This window comes from Clostridium boliviensis (genome assembly GCF_033342255.1).
GTDB classification, from domain to species: Bacteria; Bacillota; Clostridia; order Lachnospirales; family Lachnospiraceae; genus Lacrimispora; species Lacrimispora boliviensis.
In genome coordinates this window covers 1-21,994 of sequence record NZ_JAWONS010000167.1, presented here as the reverse complement: position 1 = coordinate 21,994, position 21,994 = coordinate 1, and the positions used below count along the sequence as shown (strand labels likewise).

Here is a 21,994-nt window from a genome sequence, read left to right as displayed (position 1 = left end):
AAGGAAATTTAAATGATTTCATTATATAAACGGTAGTATCCCTGAGGAAAACCGCATACAGGGCATATTAGCGGTGCACATTCTCCGGACATAATATTGCCGCACTGCATACAGATCCAAAGTGTTTCAACCGGTTTACAAAATACCTCATTCTGTACTACGTTTTCGTACAACCTGGAAAATGTTGTTCCCAGTTGATAATTTATGTTGGCTATCCCTGCAAATAGTGCTGCAATATCCATAAAACCTTCTTCCCGTGCAATTCGTGCAAAATCCTGATAAAGATTATTAGCCAGGTTTAAATCATTATCTCTGGATTGCACAAGCGCTTCCTCCGTATTCGGAAGTACACCTTGATTTAACTGCCTTAACCAGATTCTAGCATGTTCTTTATTATATTGGGAGGTCACGTCGTATATATTTCCTATTTCCATGAAGCCTTCCAGTCTTGCCATATCAGCAAAAATTCTGTCTCTTGTACTGGCAATTGCTTCCGCATTATAGGCGATACCTAAATTCGTATACGTTCTGCTTTCCAAAAAATCCATCTGTACTCCTTTGCCATGTATCAGATATATATAAAAGATATTGATATAATTTTTATATTATTACTGTTTATAGCATGGAACTTATATTCCGGGTTTATTTAATTTTCAATTATATGTATATAAGTCAGGATAATCAGGAAATCTAACCTTTGTATGACAGACAACGTCTACATAAAGTCAAAAGGAGATCTATTTATGGAAAGCAAATGCAATACGCAGGAGAAATTTAAACAGCTGCAGAAATTTATTGACAGCATGGATGACAGAAGGGGAGCGCTAATTGCTGTACTGCATAAGGCTCAGCAGCTCTATGGATATTTGTCAAATGATGTGATTTTCTATATTGCAGAAAAGCTGGAAATACCCAGTGCAAAAGTTTTTGGTGTCATTAGCTTTTATTCTTACTTTACCACAGAACCAAGAGGTAAGTATGTGATCAATGTATGCCTGGGAACCGCATGCTTTGTAAGAGGTGCCGATGCCATTATGAGAGAATTTGAAAAAATCTTAAATATCAAGGCGGGTGAAACAACCGAAGATAAGAAATTTACGTTATCAGGATTAAGATGCATTGGTGCCTGCGGACTAGCTCCGGTGGTGATGGTAAATGATAAGGTTTATGGAAGGGTAGAACTGAACCAGGTTAAAACAATTCTGAAAGAATATCAGGAGGATGAGTGATGGCTAAGTTAAAGACTGTGGAAGAACTTAAAAAGATCAGACAGGCAGCTCTTGATCAATTAGACCTAAGGTCTACTGCTGAATCCGAAGATAAGGTTTTAGTCCGTGTGGGGATGGCGACCTGTGGGATTGCAAATGGCGCCAGAACAACCATGAAAGCCATTTTGGATGAAATTACAAAGCAGGGACTAACCAATGTCAGTATAACACAGACCGGCTGTATGGGGTATTGTGCCCAGGAACCGGTGGTAGAGGTTGTCTCCAAAGACATGCCGTCTGTCATATATGGAAAAGTGGATGAGAAAAGAGGACGGGAGATTGTGAATGAGCATATAAAAAACGGCCGCCTTCTCCAAAATGCAATTATCAATAAATCATTTGAAAACCTGGAATAAGGAGGAGGGCTTATGAGTAACTTCAGAATGCATTTACTGGTCTGTGGTGGTACCGGATGTACATCGTCTGACAGCCTGGAGCTTGTAAAGCTGTTAAAGGAATCGATTAAGAAACACGAAATAACCCATGAGGTGGAAGTGGTCGTTACCGGATGCTTTGGCTTTTGTGAGAAAGGTCCGATCTTAAAAGTTTATCCGGATAATGTGTTTTATATCACGGTAAAGCCGGAGGATGCAGAAGAAATCATTACGGAGCATGTGATAAAAGGCCGTAAGGTGGAACGTCTTTTGTATGTGGAACCAAATACAAACGAAAGATTAGAAGGTCAAAAATCCATTCCTTTCTATAAAAAACAAGTCCGCAGAGCACTTAGGAATTGTGGATTTATCAACCCGGAAGATATTAATGAATACATTGCGGCAGATGGGTATCAGGCATTGGCAAAATGCTTAACGGAAATGACTCCGGATGAAGTGATTGATACAGTTGTCCAGTCAGGTCTCAGGGGAAGAGGCGGCGGGGGTTACCCCACCGGTCTCAAATGGAAATATACAAGCAAGAGTCAGTCGGATGAAAAATATATTATATGTAATGCAGATGAAGGAGATCCAGGCGCATTTATGGACCGGTCCATATTAGAAGGAGATCCCCATTCTGTTCTTGAAGCAATGGCAATAGCAGGCTATGCCATAGGAGCCCGGTATGGATATATTTATATCAGGGCGGAATATCCCCTTGCGATCAGCCGGCTTGAAATTGCCATAAAACAGGCAAGGAAACTGGGACTTCTGGGTGAGGATATTTTTTCCACAGGGTTTAATTTTAATATCGGTTTGCGGTATGGCGCCGGTGCCTTTGTATGCGGAGAGGAGACAGCCCTGATCCATTCCGTTGAAGGAAAACGTGGGGAGCCCAGTTCAAAACCTCCGTTTCCTGCACAGAGAGGTGTCTGGGATAAACCCTCCTGTGTGAATAATGTTGAGACATTTGCCAATATACCGCCTATCTTTTTAAAAGGTCCTGACTGGTTTAAAAAGATAGGTACAGAGAAGTCCCCAGGTACAAAAGTCTTTGCTCTGGCCGGAAAGGTAAATAATGTGGGACTGGTGGAAGTGCCAATGGGCATTACCTTAAGAGAGGTAATCTTTGAAATCGGCGGAGGAATAAAGAATAATAAGAAGTTCAAAGCGGTACAGACAGGGGGGCCTTCCGGAGGCTGTATCACAAAAGAAAATTTAGATATACCCATTGATTATGAGTCACTTAACAGTATCGGTTCCATGATGGGGTCCGGCGGTATGATTGTTATGGATGAGGATAACTGCATGGTGGACATTGCAAAGTTCTACCTTGAATTTACCAAGGATGAATCCTGTGGAAAATGTACTCCCTGCCGCATTGGAAATACAAGAATGCTGGAGATACTTGAAAAGATAACAAAAGGAAATGGTACGGAACAGGATTTGAAGGATCTTGTTGAATTAGGCGACGTGATTAAAGATACATCCCTGTGCGGACTGGGACAGACTTCTCCGAATCCTGTACTCAGTACTCTACACTATTTTAAAGATGAATATCTGGCTCATGTAAAGGATAAAAGATGTCCTGCCGGAGTTTGTCAGTCACTTTTCTCCTTTCATATTTTACCGGAAAAGTGTGTGGGCTGTACTGCGTGTGCAAGAATATGTCCGGCGCACTGCATCGAAGGAGAACTTAAAAAGGTTCATGTGATTGATCAGTCAAGGTGTATCAAGTGCAGCGCATGTTATAATACATGTAAATTTAATGCCATTGAAAAAGGTTAAGGAAGGAGCGGACTTATGGGGCTGGTCAATGTTACAATTAATAGTCAAAAGATTGCAGTGGAGGAAGGAACAACCATACTGGAGGCTGCAAAAAAACTGGATATTCGGATACCCACACTCTGCTACCTTAATCTGGAACATGTTAAAACGGTAAATGGATCTGCTTCCTGCCGTGTATGTGTGGTAGAAGTCGAGGGAAGGAGAAATCTCGCCCCTTCCTGTGCTACTCCGGTATCGGAGGGGATGATTGTAAGGACAAACACCTTAAGATGTATTAAGGCAAGAAGACTGGTGGTGGAATTATTTCTATCCAATCACCCGACGGACTGTCTGATTTGTGAAAAGAATTTAAACTGTGAATTACAGTCACTGGCAGCAGAACTGGACATACGCCGGATCAAGTTTCATGGAGTCAGGGCAACTCATGAAAAGGATATCTCAAGTAAAGCAATCATTCGAAATATGGATAAATGCATTTTATGCAGAAGATGTGAGACTATGTGCAATGAGGTACAGACGGTCAATGTGTATTCCGCAGTTAACCGGGGATTTGATACGTTCATAGCACCAGCGCTTAATGTACCCATGCATGAATCCATTTGTACCTTTTGCGGGCAGTGTGTTTCCGTATGCCCGACAGCTGCATTGACCGTGGTAAATGACATCCCAAATGTCTGGGAAGCACTAAATGCCAAAGACAAATTTGTCATCGTTCAGACAGCACCTGCTGTGCGGGTAGCACTGGGGGAGAAATTTGGTGCTGAACCGGGAACGGTGGTCACTGGGAAAATGGTAGCTGCTCTTAGAATGTTAGGATTTGATAAAGTTTTTGATACAGATTTTGCCGCAGATCTTACCATTATGGAAGAGGCAACGGAATTTATTCACAGACTGCAGCATGGGGGAAGGCTTCCCATACTCACAAGCTGCTGCCCGGGCTGGGTCAAGTTTTTTGAACACCAGTTCAATGATATGCTTGACATTCCCTCTACTTGCAAATCCCCCCATGAGATGTTTGGTGTGATCGCGAAAACATACTATGCAGAGAAGATGGGGATCGATCCCAAAAATATTTTTGTGGTTTCTATTATGCCTTGCCTGGCCAAAAAGTATGAAGCTGCCAGACCAGAGCTTATGCATGATGACATACAGGATGTAGATGCGGTATTAACTACAAGAGAATTGGGTGATATGTTAAAAGAGGCCAACATTGACTTGATGAATCTAAAGGATGAAGAATTTGATGAACCACTGGGAGAATCTACCGGTGCATCTGTTATATTTGGCACCACCGGCGGTGTCATCGAGGCTGCTTTGCGGACTGCATACGAATGGCTTACTAATGAAACCCTTGAAGAGGTTGAGTTTCATGAGCTGAGGGGGTTCGATGGAATCAGGGAAGCTGTGATAAAGATCAATGACCAGGATATCAATATTGCTGTTGCTCATGGTCTGGGCAATGCAAGAAAGATTCTGGAGGATATAAGAGCCGGTAAATCCCATTACCATGCGATTGAGATCATGGCCTGTCCGGGAGGCTGTATAGGCGGCGGCGGTCAGCCCTATAATTTTGGGAACTTTGATGTTCTGAAAAAACGAATGGAAGGAATATATAAAGAAGATAAAAACAAGAAATTCAGAAAATCACATGAAAATCCGGCGATTAAAAAGCTTTACGAGGAATTTCTCGGTGAACCCTATGGAGAAAAAGCACATGAACTTCTTCATACCTACTATGTGAAACGAGAGAATATGTAAATCAGTGCTATTATACGAATACGTATTAATATAATAGGATAAGAAAATAAATAAGGTAATTCATGAATTCCGTAGATATTGAAAAAATATATAGCAATGAATATGCAGATTTTTTTGTTAGCTTTTGCTCTGATGTATCTGTTCTTGAACAATACGAAGCAGGCTCTGTTAATGTAATAAATTATTTTTATGCAGTTGTGCATCTTCCGGCCAGTATTATGACGGAAGATGTGATATCCAGGCTGGGGTATGCTTCTATACCATCGTTGTTTGGTTTAGTCAGCCAAACGAGTCTGGAAGCATCCGGAATACCGGTTATCCGCAATAATCCCAATCTGAATTTAAAAGGAAGGGGAGTATTGATTGGCATTGTGGATACCGGTATTGATTATACAAATCCTGTTTTCCAGTATAATGATAAAACAACAAGGATAGCCAGTATCTGGGACCAGACGATAATATCGGAAATTGGATCGGAAACGGTACCTTATGGTACAGAGTATTCAAGAGAACAGATTAATGCAGCTTTGCAGGCGGAGGACCCATACAGTATTGTACCATCAAGGGATGAGATTGGTCATGGTACCATGGTTGCCGGAATCGCAGCAGGCGGCGAAGATTTTGAAAATGGATTTTCCGGCGTTGCTCCTGAATCTGAATTAGTGATCGTAAAAATGAAACAAGCGAAACCTTATTTAAAAGAATTTTTCCGGATACCTGAAGATGCAGTGGCCTATCAGGAAACGGATCTTATTTATGGAATTCAGTATTTAATGGATTATGCTGCTTTAAAAGATCAGCCAATTATTATGTGTATTGCTGTGGATACCGCACAGTATGCGCATGATGGAAGAGGTACCACAAGCAATTGGTTATCGTTCCATTCAACCAGGCCAAGATTAGGAATATTAATTGCAGTTGGCAATGAAGGAATTGCAAGGGGACATTTTGGGGGATTTATTACAGAGAAAAATGGATATGAAACAGTGGAACTGAATGTTGGTCCCAATGAAAGCGGATTTTCTCTGGAATTATGGGGAACAGTACCGAATACTTTTTCTATTGATATTACATCTCCCTCGGGTGAATATATACCAGTCATTAATCTCCGGCTTGATGAGAGCAGAGAGATTTCATTTATATTTGAACCCACAATTATTTATGTTGACTCCCAACTTGTAGAATCACAGAGCGGGGACCAGTTGATCCTGCTGCGATTTTCAAAGCCATCCCAGGGCAGGTGGAAATTCAATGTATACAGCAAAGGGATTTTCCCCATTAATTTTAATATGTGGCTCCCGATGGGTAACTTTATAGGACCAGATACGTTTTTTATTAAATCTGATCCGAATATCACACTTCTTTCCTTATCTTGTGCCATTAACCCTATTTCCGTTACGGCTTATAATGTGGCAGATAACAGTCTTTATATAGACGCCGGCAGAGGGTACACGCGCATTAATATTGTTAAGCCGGAGATTGCTGCTCCGGGAGTAGATATATTAAGTCCATCTTTAAACCATGGATTTGTCCGGGTGACGGGTACAAGTGCTGCAGTGGCTCATGCGGCAGGAGCGGCGGCCCTCCTGTTTGAATGGGGAATCGTAAAAGGTAATTATCCGGAAATGAGCACGGTGGATTTAAAGGTTTTTATGATCCGTGGGGCGAAAAGAAAATCGGAACTGGTATATCCGAATTATGAATGGGGATATGGAATACTTGATTTATATAATATTTTTCAGGGGCTTATTGTCTGATGATGACTGGAGGTGAAGCGGATGATGCCAGAGGACAGGTTTAAGATAACCAGCAATGATTATATGGATTTGATTATTCAATATAACGGAAATCTTAACATACTGAAGCAATATGAAGAATATTCTGTACATATTACAAATCCAGGTTATGCGGGTATTTATTTACCAATTTCCCAGGTCACGTCCCGGCTGATCAGAGATTTTGGATATTCAGGGATACCCAGATGCTATTCTTTACTGAGTTATGAAAGCCTGACTGCATCTGGAGTTACATCATTAAGGAATATACCAGCACTTAATTTGAGGGGGAAGGGGGTACTCGTAGGGTTCGTTGACACCGGCATTGATTATACGAATCCGGTTTTCCTCAAAGAAGACGGAACGACTAAAATAGCAGCAATCTGGGACCAGACCATAGATAGCGGTCCATATCCGGATTTAAGATATACTGCATACTATGGGACAGAATATACAGCTGAACAAATTAACCAGGCATTAAACAGCGCAGACCCGCTGGAGGTTGTTCCCAGTATGGATGTAAATGGTCATGGTACTATGCTGGCAGGAATTGCAGCTGGTTCGGAAAATAAGAGTAATCAATTCGTGGGCGTTGTTCCGGATGCAGAATTGTTAGTCGTTAAACTAAAGCAGGCTAAAAAAAATCTTACTGATTTCTATTTCATCCCTCCTGATGCCATCTGTTACCAGGAAACTGATATAAACTGGGGAGTTCAGTATCTGATTAATACAGCAGATAAGTTAAAGCGGCCGCTGATAGTCTGTATAGCCGTAGGAACTTCTCAGGGTCCACATGGCAATAATGGACTACTGGGTTCACTGTTACAGATAGTAGGTGATTGCCCTGGAGTGGGAATTACTGTTGCCGCAGGAAATGAAGCTCAAGCCAGAAGACATTTTTACAGTATTCTCAGACCGGCTGAAAAGGTAACGGTAGAATTGAATGTAGCACCGGATGAATATGGCTTTACAATGGAACTTTGGGGCAGTCCTCCCATGAGCTATGCAATGGATATTTTATCTCCTTCCGGTGAATACGTTCCGGCAATTTCCCGGGGGTTGTTTGAGACCAAGCAGGTACATTTTATATTTGACCAGACAATCCTCTATATTGATTATGTTATGATCGAGCGGGACAGCGGTAAACAGGTCATTATGCTGCGTTTTAAAAGTCCGGCACCGGGCATCTGGAGGTTTAAAGTATCCGGCGGGGGTGATCTGCCTGGAGATTTCCACATATGGCTGCCCTCCAGTAATTTTATATCAAATGATACATTTTTTCTTAATCCAAACCCCTACACTACCATAACATCGCCTGGTAACAGTCTGATACCAATTACAGCCATAGCTTATGATGCAGTAACGGGAGCGTTATACCCGGAGTCGGGAAAAGGATTTTCAACATCAAATATTATAAACCCGGATCTGGCAGCTCCAGGTGTTAACGTAGTAGGTCCCACATTAAATAATGAATTTACTGCCATAACAGGTACGGGTGCGGCTGCTGCACACATGGCAGGTATAGCAGCCATGATATTTGAATGGGGGATTGTAAATAATAATTATCCCAGTCTGGATACTGTAGGAGTCAAAAAATTTCTTCTTCGGGGAGCGCAAAGAAATCGTAATCTTCAATATCCCAATCAGAGCTGGGGGTATGGAATTGTGGATGTTTATAATTCTTATAATATCTTCAGAAGTATTTTATAGATAATAAAGTACAGGGACATAATTATCGCAGATCTCTGTACTTTATTAAATAAGCCATGTATGAAAGATTGGTGGGGTGAGTACATAAAATGCGTGAACAGGTGAAATTATTTATTTAATAAGAGCTGCCATGTTAAAGATGATTTCAGCTATTTCATTTGCTGATTTCGTCAATCCGGATTTCAGCCAGTGCTGTATCAGACCAACACTTCCATTGAGCACAAAAACAGAATAAAACTCCGTTTGTGATGAAGGTGTTGGCGATGCCATTAATTCGCATTCTCTGTAAATCATCGTAAAAAGCTCTTTTTGGAAATCAATATCCCCCCGTTCACTGAGCAAAATCTGAATATAATTGTTATCATCCGCAATATATTGTAAAAACCCCTGGATAATCTGTACGATACTGCTCTTGTCCATTGCGCTGTGAATACTGCCAACACCGGGATTGTAGGGAAACTGGAAAGCAGTGATATGATAAACAGCATTTTTTATACGCTGCTAGTTCGCGCAAAAGGATTTCATGTTAATGAAACTAGATGTGTTAGTTGTGGTAAATGTGTAGAGCTATGTCCGCTGAATAATATAATCTTAACTGATGGCAAGCCCATATGGGGCAATGACTGTACCCATTGCATGGCTTGTCTTCACAGATGTCCCACAGAAGCAATTGATTAAAAAAAGAAGACGCAGAGTAAGCCGAGATATTATTTTGATAATAAATAAGCCAGGAGTTTTGCTAAGGATTAACTAACACAATTTTGTGATTCGCATTAATTGTCCGATTATTTTGCCGATATTATATAGTATATGAATTATTTATCATTTCTAAAAAAAGGGTAAAGGAAGTGATTGTTATATCAAATTTTAATATTAGCAGAATATCTGGAATTCAGTACAAATCATTTTCCCAAACATCGAAAGCCAGTGCTTCGGATTGGGAAAGGATACCTCATAAAGGAATGGAACGTCCATCAGAAGATGAGTTTAATGTCAATATCGATGAATTGGCAAAAGGCCTGGCAGGAGATAAGATGAGGGCGATTGCATGAAAAATAACTTAAGTGAAGCTTTTAAACCTGTTTTTGAGTTTTCAAATTTTAATATGGATACGAATTTTCTATCTGATTCAGGCAGGCTCATTTTTACTTTATTATGGAATCAGATTACAAACAGCAGGAAGTTATCGGATAGAGATATTGAAAACATTTGCTTATACGCCTGTTCTGAATTTAATGCGGATATATCCAATTCAGAGAAGATGGCAATCAATAGCATGATAAAGCAGATATTTACTGTATAATGGAAATCATTGTAATACAAAAAGTCAGCAGATTGCCACGGGCATCAGCTGGCTTTTTTGTTTTTGCATTGATATTTAAAGGTAACTTGACATTCGTTACAAAATGTATTACATTGTAGACAGATAGTCGGTCTATAAAGAAAGGTGATCTTATGAGAATAATAAAAGATGCAGATCAACGCAAAAACGAAATATTGGATGCGGCTGAACAGTTGTTTACTCAGAAAGGATTTGACGGAACAAGCACCAATGAAATTTTAGAAGCAGTCGGAATCGCCCGTGGAACGCTGTATTACCATTTCAAATCAAAAGAGGACATCATGGACGCACTGATCCAGCGGCACAGCAGCCGCCTTTTAAAGGCAGCAAAGGAAATCGCCGAAGATAAAGACAAATCTGTTTACGAGCGTATTATTCAATCCGTTATGACTCTCAAGATGGATCAGAGCGGCAAAGAAGTCATTGAGCATATTCACAGGCCGCAGAATGCGCTGATGCATCAAAAAGTGCAAAGAACCATGCTGAATGGGCTTACGCCAATTCTTGCGAAAATAATTTGTGAAGGTATTGAACAAGGTTTGTTCCATACACCCTTTCCCTACGAATGTGTGGAGATGTTGGTGGTTTATGCAAGTACAGTGTTTGATGGTGACATGCTGGACATAAATCCACAGGAATATGCACCCCGTGCAAATGCGCTTATTTTCAATGTTGAACGTATGCTGGGGGTAAAAAGCGGTACCCTTTCATTTGCTTTACAGATTTTTGAAGACAGAACGGAGGACTGCAATGGGTAATACGTCAAAACCGTTTGGAAGGTTCATACTACTCTGGTCTGGAGAACTTATTTCGGCAATAGGCGGAGGACTCACATCTTTTGGTTTAGGTGTTTATGTATATCAGCAATCGGGAATGGCGTCGCAAGTGTCTTTTGTTTTGTTATTAGCCTTTTTACCTTCGCTGCTGCTCAGTGCGCCCGCAGGGGTACTGGCTGACCGTTATGACCGCAGGATTTTGATGATACTCGGGGACAGTCTCTCGGCAATCGGACCTTTGTTTATCCTGTTTGCTCTTTGGGATGGAGAGGCAGCATTCTGGCAGATCTGTATAGGAGTGACCATAAGCTCCGTATTCTTCTCTCTGCTGGAGCCTGCTTACCGGGCAACTGTGACTGATCTGCTGACAGAGGAACAGTACACAAAGGCCAGCGGTTTTGTTCAGATGGCTGGTTCCGCAAAATACCTGATTTCGCCTGCAATAGCTGGACTTTTGCTCAAGGTATCAGACATACGTCTGCTGCTTATTCTTGATATATGTACCTTTTTCGTCACAGTTATGGCAACCATGGCTGTGCGAAAAGGACTGGAGGCAAAACCTCAAACAAAAAATCCTTCTTTTGCTGCCAGCTTTAAAGATGGGTGGAAAGCAATCGCTCAAAACAAAGGGGTACTGACGTTGGTTTTGGTTGGCTCTGTCATAACTTTATGTCTGGGCTTTATTCAGACACTTGCCGCTCCTATGATTCTAAGCTTTTCAGACAGCGGTGCATTGGGTACTATACAGTCTTTGTCAGCAATGGGGATGCTGGTTTCCAGTGTTTTACTGGGTATTTTTTCAATTAAAAAGGCATATGTGAAAATTTTGTGCGGTGCGCTGTTTTGTGCTGGCGTATTTATGGCACTGTTTGGTTTTCGTGAAAATCTTATTATGATAACCATAGCAGGATTTTTGTTTTTTTCTATGTTGCCTTTTTCCAATATGAGCATTGATTATTTATTGCGTACCAATATTAAAAATGAATTTCAAGGGCGAGCGTGGGGGCTTGTGGGACTGATTTCCCAAATGGGTTATGTGTTTGCCTATGGCTTTTCGGGGCTGCTTGCAGACCGTCTCTTTACTCCGCTGCTGATGGAAGGGGGAAGTCTTTCAGGAAGTGCCGGCCGGCTTCTGGGTACCGGGAAGGGCAGGGGATCCGGGTTTCTTATCATAATGGCAGGTATTCTATTGTGTATTGCATCCGTTTTGCTGTATCAATTTAAATCAATTCAAAGGCTTGAAAAAGGAGAGGGCGATGTTCAGACGAATCATCTGGAATGATTTTATTAAAAGCCGTACAATTTCAGTCATTATGCTGTTATTTATCACTGCAGCTGCAGCACTCATTTCATTGGGGGTGACTTTGGGATTACAGCTTGCAGGCTCTATTGATGAGCTGATGGCACAGGCAAAAACCCCGCATTTTTTGCAGATGCATGCAGGAGCGGTCAATACAGCACGGCTGGAGCGCTTTGCACAGGAAAACAGTGATGTCAAGGAATTTCAGGTATTGGAGTTCCTAAACATAGACGGGGCAGAAATCAGAATCGGAGGCGATACGCTTGCAGACAGTGTTCAGGATAATGGTCTCTGCACACAAAGCAACGTTTTTGATTACCTTCTTGATCTCGATGGACAAATCATTAAACCGGTTGACGGAGAAATTTACCTTCCGATCGCTTACGCAAAGGCTGGAACTGGAGAAAAAGTTACCATTGCAGGCAAGGAATTTACTGTTGCTGGTCTTTTGCGTGATTCCCAGATGAATTCTCCGCTGGCGTCTTCCAAGCGTTTTTTGGTGAGCGAAAACGACTATGCGTCAATCAGAAACAAGGGGAATATTGAATATCTGATTGAGTTTCGGCTTAAGAGCCTGTCTGCTCTTAGCAAATTTGAAACAGCATATAACAGCGCAGGGCTGGAATCTAATGGACCAACGGTAACCTTTCCGCTTTTTCGGATGATGAATGCAGTATCCGATGGATTGATGATTGCAGTGCTTTTGCTGATCAGTGGTTTGGCAGTTTTGATTGCCTTTTTGTGTATTCGCTTCACTCTGATTGCTAAAATCGAGGAAGATGCCCGCGAAATCGGGATCATGAAGGCAATCGGACTGCGTATCACTGATATGAAAAAGCTTTATCTGGGAAAATATGCAGTTATTGCCGCGATAGGCAGTGCACTTGGCTGGGGATTGTCTATTGCGCTGGAAGGAGTTGCGCTTGAAAATATCCTCCTTGCAATGGGACACAGTACAGGCACGGTATTTGCTAGAATGTGGGGAGGAACTGCGGTCTTTTTCGTGTTTCTTGCTGTGATCATCTATGTTAACAATGTGCTTAACCGTTTTCGAAAAATACCAGCTGCACAGGCAATCCGGTTTGGTTCTGTTTTGGAAAAAGGCACAAGTGTTAAAAGAATGCCGCTGAGAAAAAACAGGCTGCTTCATACGAATGTATTTCTGGGTGTTAAGGACGTTCTATCCAGAAAAAGTCTTTATTTGACCATGTTGCTCGTGGTTGTAGTTTCAACATTTATTATGCTTGTACCTCAGAATCTATACAGCACGATTTCTTCCCCGGGATTTAGCTCTTATATGGGAATCGGAAGATCTGATATTATGATCCGCGTTCAGCAAGCTGACAAGAATCCCGAAAAGATAGCGGCAATTACGCAAGCTCTTAAGAAGGATGAGGCTGTTGCAGAATATGTAGTGCATACGACGAAACGGTTTCCCATACAGACCACAAACGGCGCAGACAAAACAATCAAAATTGATTTAGGCAACCATACAGAGTTCCCTGTTTACTATGTCAAAGGAGAGGCACCACGCGCAGAAGACGAAATCGCTCTTTCTGTAATGAATGCGGATGAATTGGGGAAGAAAATTGGAGATACTCTTGTTCTGACAGATCAAGACAGAGAGAGGGACTTAAAGGTCTGCGGCATCTATTCCGACATTACCAACGGAGGAAAAACTGCAAAAGCAGCGTTCGCAGAAAACGGCGGGAACGTCATGTGGTATACGGTGTATGTAAAGCTGAAAGAAAACGGCTTAAGTATCAAAAAAGCAGCAAAATACACGCAGCAGTTTTCGTTTGCAAAGGTTGCAGATATTGATGGCTATATTGCTCAGACCTTTGGTCCGACAATTGATTCTATTAGAAATATCTCTGTGGCAGCAATGATTGCAGCACTGCTCATGACAATTTTGGTCACGCTGCTCATGATGAAAATGCTAATCGCAAAAGAGCGGCATCCCATTGCTGTTATGAAATCGCTGGGTTTTACAAGCGGGGACATTACGGTTCAGTTTTTTTCCCGTTTTCTGTTGGTGCTGTTTATGGGAATTCTGGCGGGGACAATTCTTGCCAATACACTTGGAGAGATGTTGACAGGTATGGTGATTGCATCTTTTGGAGCAACCGCATTCAAATTTGCAGTTAATCCTGTTTTCGCTTATCTGATTTCCCCGCTGGCAATGAGCTGTGCTGTTGTGTTTGCTGTTGTGTTTGGCACGTCGGGTATAAAAAATATTCAGGTTTCAGCACACATAAAGGAGTAAACAATGAAGACTTTGGTGTTGGGTCATAAAATTGTCAAAACATTTGGTGAAGGGAATGAAAAGCAAACGGTTTTACGGGAGGTGTCTGTACAGATAGAAAAGGGAGAATTTGTGGCTGTAATGGGGCCTTCCGGATCAGGGAAATCCACCCTGCTTTTTGCTTTGAGCGGAATGGAATCCATAGACGGAGGGACGGTTTCCTTTAATGGCCAAAACTTAGCAAAGCTTTCAGAAGATGCCCTTTCACAACTGCGCCGGACTGGTATGGGATTTGTTTTTCAGCAGCCTACCATGCTTAAAAATTTAGATATTCTTGATAATATTTTGCTTCCAGCATTACGTGGATACCATAAAAATGTTGATATTCTTACCGAAAAAGCTGATATGCTGATGCGAAAGATGGGAATTGAAGAGCTTAAGGGGAGGAATATTACTGAGGTTTCGGGCGGTCAGTTACAACGCGCAGGCATCTGCCGTGCACTTTTAATGGCACCTGAGATCATTTTTTGTGACGAACCTACGGGTGCACTTAATACCAGATCCGCCAATGAAACAATGAAACTTTTCTCCCGGATTAATGCGGAAGGAACAGCGCTTTTGCTTGTTACCCATGATACCAGGGTGGCTGCAAATGCCCAACGTATATTATTTATGCGTGATGGCAGAATTGTCGATGAACTGCACCTTACAAAACAGGGTGACGGTGTAGAGGAAAATTTAAAAAAGATCGTACAGCGCTTGGAACATTTGAGGATATAAGTTTTTTCCGCAAAAACAGCATCAATAGAAGAAAAACGGCTCTAGGGCTTGCTTCCCAGAGCCGTTTTGAAGGTACCTTCAAAAAAATGTTGACAAATTAATAAGGTACCTGTATAATGACATCGAAAGGTACCTTATTAATTTTGCAAATAACTGGAGGGATCTAGATGGAAGAAAAAAAATTTGACTTAATCATGCAACTTACACGTGTGGAGTGGCTGCTCCATAAGTATCATCAGCTGAACCATATGCACTTTGGCCCTATGGGCGATCCACGCAAAGGCCAAGGCAGAGTTTTAGCGATTCTTAAGATGAAACAGGAAATCAGCCAAAAAGAGTTATCATACCTGCTGGACATGAGACCCCAATCATTAGGTGAACTACTTTCTAAGCTGGAAAAGAATGGGTACATTGTACGTACACCATCAGAAACTGACCGCAGGGTTATGAATATTAAACTCACAAACGAAGGAATTAATGCAACGCAAGCAACGGAACCGGAATTCAGCTTTGATAAGCTGTTCGATTGCCTGAGTGAAGAGGAACAAAGGAACTTAAGCGATTATCTTAATCGTATTATCGTATCTCTGGAAAATGAACTTGGTGATGAACAGAATGAACGTGATTTTGATCCGCGTATGCACAGAGGGAATCCGTTTGACGGACGTTTTGATGACCGCTTTTCAGGTGGCAGACAATTTGGCGCCAGATCCGGAAGGGGCCAGGGGCGTGGAAAGGAATTTTAAATATGGAAAACATGGAAAATATAGATCAAAAATCACTTTTTTATCTGGAAAAAGCACCTGTTACAAAAGCAATAATGCATATGGTAATTCCTATGATGCTAAGTTTTATTGCTACAATTATTTACAACATCACAGATGCTTTTTTTATTGGTAAACTTAATAATACTGCCATGATGGCGGCAGTTACACTGGCATTGCCATTTTCATCAATACTAATGGCACTTGGGCACCTGTTCGGAGTGGGCGCCGGAACCTATGTGTCAAGACTGCTGGGAGAGGACAATAGCAGCAGTGCAAAAAAAGTCTGTTCCATAAACTTTTGGTCGTCAATAATCACAGGTATTATTTTTATGGCGATATGTCTGCCATTGTTATCACCACTCTTACAGCTTTTGGGAGCAAAGGGCGACACTTTACTATACACAAAAAATTATATTCTGATGTTTGTTATTGGAGCACCATTTGTTATTGCTAATTTTTCGCTGGAGGAAACAGTCCGTGCGGAAGGAGCATCTACGGCCTCGATGATTGGCATGTTAGCTGGTGTTATAGTAAACATGGTACTTGACCCCATTCTTATTTTCCTTTTGCATATGGATATCATGGGAGCTGCACTTGCAACTGTTATTGGTAACGTGATCTCTGTATCCTGGTTTGTCTATTATCTGCAAAAGAAGAGCACGGTCCAGAGTGTGTCAATTTATGAGTTTAAGCCAAGTAAAGAGATTTATAAAAATATTTTCAAAGTTGGAATTTCCGCTTTTTTACTTGATGGTTTTATGGTAATTACCAGCTTGCTTTTCAATAATTATTCTATGCTCTATGGAGACAGTGTTGTCGCTGGATTTGGTATTTCTCAAAGAGTTATTCAAATTGCAGACTTTATTGCCATGAGCTTTTCAATGGGAGCTGTTCCGTTAATTGCATATGCCTATTCTGCGAAGAATCAGGAGCGCTTAACAGAGATAATCAGCAAGACTGCATTCTATTTGTCAGGTATTACATTAGGGTTGTCAGTCATTCTATTAACACTCAGAGTACATGTAATTGGTTTGTTTAGTATTGATCCTCAGGTTATTGCTATCGGTCAGACAATCCTCTTAGCGCAGCTTTGCTCCAGTATTTTCGCTGGTCTGTCCGCTCTTTTTACAGGCATATTTCAAGCGTTTGGAGCAGGTGTGCAATCTACTGTTATGTCCGTTGTAAGGGGAATTATATTTATTCCAATTTTGATTATCGGTAATTTACTGTTTGCAGTTAATGGTGTTATCTGGTCCATGACAATTTCTGAGGGATTGACTTGTTTTGTGGGACTTTTTCTTTGGATTGGAGCTAATAGAAGCATTAAGTTCAATTATCAGAATTAGGCAGACTATTAATGTGAGTAAATTTTGTATAAAGTTTAATTAAAAGGAGGTGGACAGAATGGATTGCGACCCGGAAGGTTGTTTTCCATTCTGGTTATTTTTATTTACAATTTGAATATAGTTATGAAATTTTTAACTTCTATTACTATTGTTATGGCTATTCATACAATGATATCCAGTTTCTTTGGAATGAACGTAGGTTTACCTTTGCATACACAGTTCTCTTTCTGGATAATAATCGCCGCATCCATGGTGCTTTGTGGTATCATTGGTTATATGCTGTATAAAAAGAATTTGTTTTAGAATAAAAACCGCAATCCATAAAAAGGACTGCGGTTTTTAACTGTAAATTTGTTTCTATTTCCAACCGGAAAGCCAGGATTTATCATTTGCAATGGCGGTCACTACTTCTTCCCCGGATTTGAAATTATCGAATGTTCCTTTGTTAATCTCGTCTATAACGTTACTTAACAGATTTTCATAATATGCTTCAGGTGTGATCTCGGTTGTCGTCTGGTGAAAGTGCTGCTGGGATTCCGATGAGGCTATTCGTGCATATTCATTTTTTACCTGGGCTATGAGTTTATCTCGATTCATATAATCTGCTCCTCTGCATTAAAAGTTAGAATTATTATTTACATATAGTGAAATTTTATACAGAAAAAACTGACGGTTAGGCCTTAGGGAGAAAGAGATACATAATAAACGAATTGCACAAGCAGCAAAGATCCTGGAGAAAAATAAATTTTCCCTGGCCATTGCATCAGTCACTTATTCCTCCTCCTTATATTCCTCATTTTATTCGGGACGGCTGGGTGAGTTGTGGTCTGAGGAAACGTGACAATAAAATCAATGTTTTATTTGAACCATGTATATTTACTGTATAATGGAAATGCATTGTTAAGACACGCGGCAGATACCAATTACCGCGTGTCTTTGTGTATTGGGGATTATTTTCCTCCTATTGATTTAAGGTCTGTTACATAGCTTCTTATTTTGGACATTAATGCTGCATTTAAATCATAAGAAATATCATCCACTGTGTCGTTAAATATCCAGGCAAAGTCACCCTGGTTCAAACGCCCGGCTCTTGTTGTAACAATCTGCTTGACATCATTCACTTGATTAATATCAGAGAGGCTGATACCGATCTCTTTGCTGGTATCAAAATTGTTATAAACAGAGCCTCCAGCCAAGGTTTTATAAGAATTTGGAACAGTTTCATTTCTTGCAGATGCCAGATAAGCATCAAAGGAGACTGCATCGTACCTTGCTGTTCCGTCATTGGAGTTTGCATAGATCAGGCTTGATGCATTTTCTATTATATTGTCAAAGGCTTTGATCATACCTCCATTTTCACCGGAAAACGTACCATCACCCAAAGCATCTGTACCTTGTAAGGAACTCATCATAGGATATTTGCAGTGTCTGAAATAGTTTGCTTCCACAAATGCGGAACTCCCTTTAGTAACACCAACGCCGTATTTTGCATTTCCGTCAAAGAAATTGTTGAAAATATGTACGGAGGCTGCCCGGATTCTTGGATGGCGGGAGTCGGAATGGTCGTACCAGTTATGATGATAGGTTACGAAAAATTCTTCCGTATCTTTCATTCCGCAGAGAGAACATTTTCCAGAATCCCAGAAGTGATTGTAGGAGAGGGTTATATAAGTGGATCCGCTCTTAACATCGGCAGAACCATCTCCTTTCGCCTGATCGGAATCGGATCCTGCAGTTCCGTAAAAGATATCATTATTATGAACCCAAACATTGCAGTTAGCTGTATCAAGTGATATCCCGTCGTCTGGAAATAACATTATACCTAAGTTCCTGATTTCCACGTTTCCGCAATTTCTGACCAAGATTCCCCAGCCATAGGCAGTAGCATCTTCTCCGATGCCTTCTATAGTTGTATTCATTTCTTTGTAAGAAGCTTTTCCTTTTACCTCAAGGTATCCTTTGCTATTCAGCTCTCCATCCATGTCACTATCCGTAACTTGTCCAATAAAACGGATCGCAAGCGGAGTGGTGTCATATCCTTTCTGACGTAATTTTAAAATTTCACCAATACCGGTACCTGTTTGTTTTTTGCCGGATCCGTTTACTGTAACATCAAGTGTTACGGTTTTTGCTGTATCAGATGTCACATAAATCACTTGTGCATTATCTTTTAGTATTCCATCTTCTCTGTATGCGCCAGAACCGGATTTATACTCAGAATCACCAGAAAAAGCAAATCCGCTTCTGTCGTTTGAACTCACGGTGATAGCACCGGAAACAATGCTTTCTTTTGTATTATTGGAGAGTATTGCTTCTGCTTTCATAATATATTGACCGGCTGCAAGGCCCACCGCATCCGCTCTCCAACAGGTGGAATACTTTCTTATTAATTCATTATCAATCTGCAAATAAGCAGAGTCACTTGCATGCGAAGGTTTTATATACGCATTGTAGGAAACTGCGCTGCTGACAGGATTCCATTTGATATAAGCACTTTCAAACCAACCTCCGCTCTCTGGCAGCGAAATACTTGCTGCAGATGCTGTATTATTTAATTTATCTTCCATATAGCTTCTCCTTGTTTTATACAGTCATAGCCTTTTAATATGCTGACTGGCATCTAATTATAAAGTGCATACATCGTATTGGCACCAGCAAGTCCGTCGGGATTAAGCCCTTTGGCGGACTGGAATCTCTTTACTGCTTTTGTTGTTCCTGAGCCAAAGATACCATCTACCCCATTGGGATTATATCCCCGGCAATAGAGCATTCCCTGCAGGAGATGAACCGCATTTCCTTTGCTTCCTGATTTCAGGGTTTTCACTGCAGCCTTTGAGTTTGCACCGAAAATACCATCGGCAGTCACACCAAGGACTCTTTGATACGCTTTTGTAGCAGCTTTTTTTGTATTGGTTCCATAAACGCCATCTGTAGTTAATCTGGCAGTATAGTTGTTATTAAGCCAGATCTGAAAACTCCTGATTGTACTGTCCCCGGCTGAACCGCCACCGCTCCCGGTATACCGCAGAACATAGGTCCAAGGTTTGTTGTAGTAAGAGCGGACACATATTTCTTTTCCATTCTGATCACCGGTTTTTCCGCCGGTAGCAGTTCCTTTTTCATTAATGCTGGCATGTACAATTTTACTGCTGCCTATATACATGGCAGTATGTCCGCTGGTTCCGGTCTTTAGCAGTACATCACCATATTTTAATCCTTTGCCGGAACTCAGTGTGATCTGAGAAGTAACGTCAGAAAACCCGCATTTCAGAAAAGGTCTGTACATGGAACCGGTAGCTGCAGCTCCGTTACTTTTAACGGGCACACCTGCATTCTCCCATGCTGTGATGACGGCGGAAGAGCAATCGTAGTCAGGTCCCCATCTATGCGTCTGATCATAGCCATGTGAGTCATCGTCAGCCAGATCAATCATCCATTTTGCAGCAATTTCAATGTTTCCCATATGAATACCTCCTGTTTATAAGAATATCAAGTTACAGAAAATCGGATCCGCGTTTTCTATAACTGAATCTTACAATCATTGCAGCATGCAATACAATGTAATGGTCTTTGGTTTACAAACTGTTCCCAACCGCCTTTTTACTTAGTAAATAACTTAAGGAGGGTAACTGGATGAACGGTAAATATGAAAAGAAAGAGCAGAAAAAAGCTTACTTGCGATCCTATCAGGCGCTCAGTTTTTCCGTAAAGACGTTGGGTGATTTGCTGACTCATCTGCAAGAGGAACAGAATCTGCCGCTGTCTGTTCTGTCAGAGAAATTTGGTACAGATCTGTTGGATATGAAAATGACGGATATACTTTCATCTTTTAGAAAGCAATTGGAAGATAAGAATCAGATTTGCAGAACAATCGCGAAAAATGTGAACCGGATGGACTGTGAAATAGAAAAAAACATACTTTTGTTAAAGTATATCTCTGGATATACATGGGAGGAGATCAGTGAGATAACCAACTATAGTCTGAGACAGGTTTATAACATACATAATCATGCACTGAACCATTTTCCTATGTGAGCAGAGCTGATATACTGGATTGTTAAAAACGGCATAAGAAAAAGGAGACAGTAAAATTAATCGCTTACTGCCTCCTTCTTTCTGTGCGGAGTGGAGTTATCCGGCTTCATGTCCTGGGATATTATTGTTGATATAAGTATTTCCTTCTAATTTAGGTAAGCCGGTAACCTTCATATCACGTATGATAGGATAAAGGTCCTGATCATGGGGGAATTCAAAATGAAGGGTCTGATCTTTTCCTTCATAAATGGCTTCTCCGCCATCTCCTGTGAAAAAAGCTGTACTGGCAGGGAAGATAACCGTACTCTCACCGGTCGCCATGACGGTTTCGGATATAGTAAAATCAAAAGAGGTATCAGTAATATGGCTGATCTCGATATTACAATATACAAACGGTGATTCTGTCTCCGGAAGATCTACATATTTGTAAACGCCCTCATCAAAATAAGTTCCTTCAAATAATTGGACAGTTGATTTGACATGACTGGTTCCGGTTTCTTCAGTTGATTCACTGGTTGGCACAACACTTTCACTGGCTGGCGGCAACGTTTCGTTAGTGGTGTTATCAACGGTACTTTCTGTTTTTTGAATCATTCGTTCAGTTCCTTTTGCGCACCCGCTCAGCAAGAGTCCCGCGGATAAACAGATACATACAACAGTTCTTATTTTCATCTTTTTCACCTCATATATTAGAACGTCAGATCCTGACGCCGTGTAATGTATTATATTG

The 21,994-nt window shown here is 41.1% G+C and carries 22 protein-coding genes; 16 read left to right on the top strand and 6 right to left on the bottom strand.

What is annotated here, in order from left to right; translation table 11 throughout:
• Window positions 1-8: 8 nt before the first annotated feature.
• Window positions 9-548 (bottom strand): rubrerythrin family protein, encoded by a 540-nt coding sequence (locus RZO55_RS10645; RefSeq protein ID WP_318064260.1) that lies wholly within the window; start codon window positions 546-548, stop codon window positions 9-11.
• Between the two features lie 195 nt (window positions 549-743).
• Here RZO55_RS10645 and nuoE point away from each other — a divergent pair, with 195 nt between their 5' ends.
• The 6 genes from nuoE to RZO55_RS10615 all read left to right on the top strand — a co-directional run bounded on the left by nuoE (window position 744) and on the right by RZO55_RS10615 (window position 8,673).
• Window positions 744-1,229 carry an NADH-quinone oxidoreductase subunit NuoE gene (gene nuoE, locus RZO55_RS10640; protein WP_318064259.1) on the top strand — a complete coding sequence of 162 codons (486 nt, stop codon included), beginning with the start codon at window positions 744-746 and terminating at the stop codon, window positions 1,227-1,229.
• Window positions 1,229-1,624 carry a (2Fe-2S) ferredoxin domain-containing protein gene (locus RZO55_RS10635; protein ID WP_318064258.1) on the top strand — a complete coding sequence of 132 codons (396 nt, stop codon included), beginning with the start codon at window positions 1,229-1,231 and terminating at the stop codon, window positions 1,622-1,624. The genes nuoE and RZO55_RS10635 overlap by 1 nt, the downstream gene beginning before the upstream one ends.
• A 12-nt stretch (window positions 1,625-1,636) precedes the next feature.
• Window positions 1,637-3,430, top strand: coding sequence for an NADH-ubiquinone oxidoreductase-F iron-sulfur binding region domain-containing protein (locus RZO55_RS10630; RefSeq protein ID WP_318064257.1), 1,794 nt, complete (start codon window positions 1,637-1,639; stop codon window positions 3,428-3,430).
• Window positions 3,431-3,445: 15 nt separating this feature from the next.
• The gene (locus tag RZO55_RS10625) at window positions 3,446-5,188 is read left to right on the top strand and encodes an NADH-dependent [FeFe] hydrogenase, group A6 (protein ID WP_318064256.1); all 1,743 of its coding nucleotides are present in this window, start codon (window positions 3,446-3,448) and stop codon (window positions 5,186-5,188) included.
• 62 nt (window positions 5,189-5,250) lie between these two features.
• The gene (locus RZO55_RS10620) at window positions 5,251-6,945 is read left to right on the top strand and encodes a S8 family peptidase (protein WP_318064255.1); all 1,695 of its coding nucleotides are present in this window, start codon (window positions 5,251-5,253) and stop codon (window positions 6,943-6,945) included.
• Window positions 6,946-6,966: 21 nt separating this feature from the next.
• Complete coding sequence (locus RZO55_RS10615; RefSeq protein ID WP_318064254.1) at window positions 6,967-8,673, top strand: S8 family peptidase; 1,707 nt, start codon at window positions 6,967-6,969, stop codon at window positions 8,671-8,673.
• A gap of 111 nt (window positions 8,674-8,784) precedes the next feature.
• On the opposite strand, the gene RZO55_RS10610 is transcribed toward RZO55_RS10615, so the two are convergent.
• Window positions 8,785-9,093, bottom strand: coding sequence for a TetR-like C-terminal domain-containing protein (locus RZO55_RS10610; RefSeq protein WP_318064253.1), 309 nt, complete (start codon window positions 9,091-9,093; stop codon window positions 8,785-8,787).
• A 54-nt stretch (window positions 9,094-9,147) separates the two neighbouring features.
• Between RZO55_RS10610 and RZO55_RS10605 the strand changes: the two genes are divergently transcribed.
• The 9 genes from RZO55_RS10605 to RZO55_RS10565 all read left to right on the top strand — a co-directional run bounded on the left by RZO55_RS10605 (window position 9,148) and on the right by RZO55_RS10565 (window position 17,532).
• A complete protein-coding gene (locus RZO55_RS10605) occupies window positions 9,148-9,351 on the top strand; it encodes an EFR1 family ferrodoxin (protein ID WP_439100050.1) in 204 nt (67 codons plus the stop codon).
• 370 nt (window positions 9,352-9,721) lie between these two features.
• On the top strand, window positions 9,722-9,976 hold the full coding sequence (locus tag RZO55_RS10600) for a hypothetical protein (protein ID WP_318064251.1): 255 nt from the start codon (window positions 9,722-9,724) through the stop codon (window positions 9,974-9,976).
• Window positions 9,977-10,128: 152 nt separating this feature from the next.
• A complete protein-coding gene (locus RZO55_RS10595) occupies window positions 10,129-10,773 on the top strand; it encodes a TetR/AcrR family transcriptional regulator (protein WP_318064250.1) in 645 nt (214 codons plus the stop codon).
• The gene (locus RZO55_RS10590; protein ID WP_318064249.1) at window positions 10,766-12,073 is read left to right on the top strand and encodes an MFS transporter; all 1,308 of its coding nucleotides are present in this window, start codon (window positions 10,766-10,768) and stop codon (window positions 12,071-12,073) included. Before RZO55_RS10595 ends, RZO55_RS10590 begins: the two co-directional genes overlap by 8 nt.
• Window positions 12,048-14,357, top strand: a complete 2,310-nt coding sequence (locus RZO55_RS10585) for an ABC transporter permease (protein ID WP_318064248.1) — start codon at window positions 12,048-12,050, stop codon at window positions 14,355-14,357. Before RZO55_RS10590 ends, RZO55_RS10585 begins: the two co-directional genes overlap by 26 nt.
• 3 nt (window positions 14,358-14,360) lie before the next feature.
• Window positions 14,361-15,116, top strand: a complete 756-nt coding sequence (locus tag RZO55_RS10580; protein ID WP_318064247.1) for an ABC transporter ATP-binding protein — start codon at window positions 14,361-14,363, stop codon at window positions 15,114-15,116.
• A gap of 167 nt (window positions 15,117-15,283) precedes the next feature.
• Window positions 15,284-15,862, top strand: a complete 579-nt coding sequence (locus RZO55_RS10575) for a MarR family winged helix-turn-helix transcriptional regulator (protein ID WP_318064246.1) — start codon at window positions 15,284-15,286, stop codon at window positions 15,860-15,862.
• Window positions 15,863-15,864: 2 nt separating this feature from the next.
• On the top strand, window positions 15,865-17,229 hold the full coding sequence (locus RZO55_RS10570; protein ID WP_318064245.1) for an MATE family efflux transporter: 1,365 nt from the start codon (window positions 15,865-15,867) through the stop codon (window positions 17,227-17,229).
• Between the two features lie 123 nt (window positions 17,230-17,352).
• Entirely contained in the window at window positions 17,353-17,532 is a 180-nt protein-coding gene (locus RZO55_RS10565) for a CorA family divalent cation transporter (protein WP_318064317.1), read from the top strand.
• A 54-nt stretch (window positions 17,533-17,586) separates the two neighbouring features.
• On the opposite strand, the gene RZO55_RS10560 is transcribed toward RZO55_RS10565, so the two are convergent.
• The 3 genes from RZO55_RS10560 to RZO55_RS10550 all read right to left on the bottom strand — a co-directional run bounded on the left by RZO55_RS10560 (window position 17,587) and on the right by RZO55_RS10550 (window position 20,692).
• Window positions 17,587-17,826, bottom strand: coding sequence for a hypothetical protein (locus RZO55_RS10560; RefSeq protein ID WP_097003543.1), 240 nt, complete (start codon window positions 17,824-17,826; stop codon window positions 17,587-17,589).
• 353 nt (window positions 17,827-18,179) lie between these two features.
• Window positions 18,180-19,796: a pectate lyase family protein gene (locus tag RZO55_RS10555; protein ID WP_318064244.1), complete on the bottom strand. Its 1,617-nt coding sequence runs from the start codon at window positions 19,794-19,796 to the stop codon at window positions 18,180-18,182.
• 53 nt (window positions 19,797-19,849) lie between these two features.
• Window positions 19,850-20,692 carry a C40 family peptidase gene (locus RZO55_RS10550; RefSeq protein WP_318064243.1) on the bottom strand — a complete coding sequence of 281 codons (843 nt, stop codon included), beginning with the start codon at window positions 20,690-20,692 and terminating at the stop codon, window positions 19,850-19,852.
• 170 nt (window positions 20,693-20,862) lie between these two features.
• Here RZO55_RS10550 and RZO55_RS10545 point away from each other — a divergent pair, with 170 nt between their 5' ends.
• Complete coding sequence (locus RZO55_RS10545; RefSeq protein ID WP_318064242.1) at window positions 20,863-21,264, top strand: sigma-70 RNA polymerase sigma factor region 4 domain-containing protein; 402 nt, start codon at window positions 20,863-20,865, stop codon at window positions 21,262-21,264.
• Between the two features lie 96 nt (window positions 21,265-21,360).
• Here RZO55_RS10545 and RZO55_RS10540 read toward each other — a convergent pair whose 3' ends face one another.
• Window positions 21,361-21,936, bottom strand: a complete 576-nt coding sequence (locus tag RZO55_RS10540) for a hypothetical protein (RefSeq protein ID WP_318064241.1) — start codon at window positions 21,934-21,936, stop codon at window positions 21,361-21,363.
• Window positions 21,937-21,994: the final 58 nt, after the last annotated feature.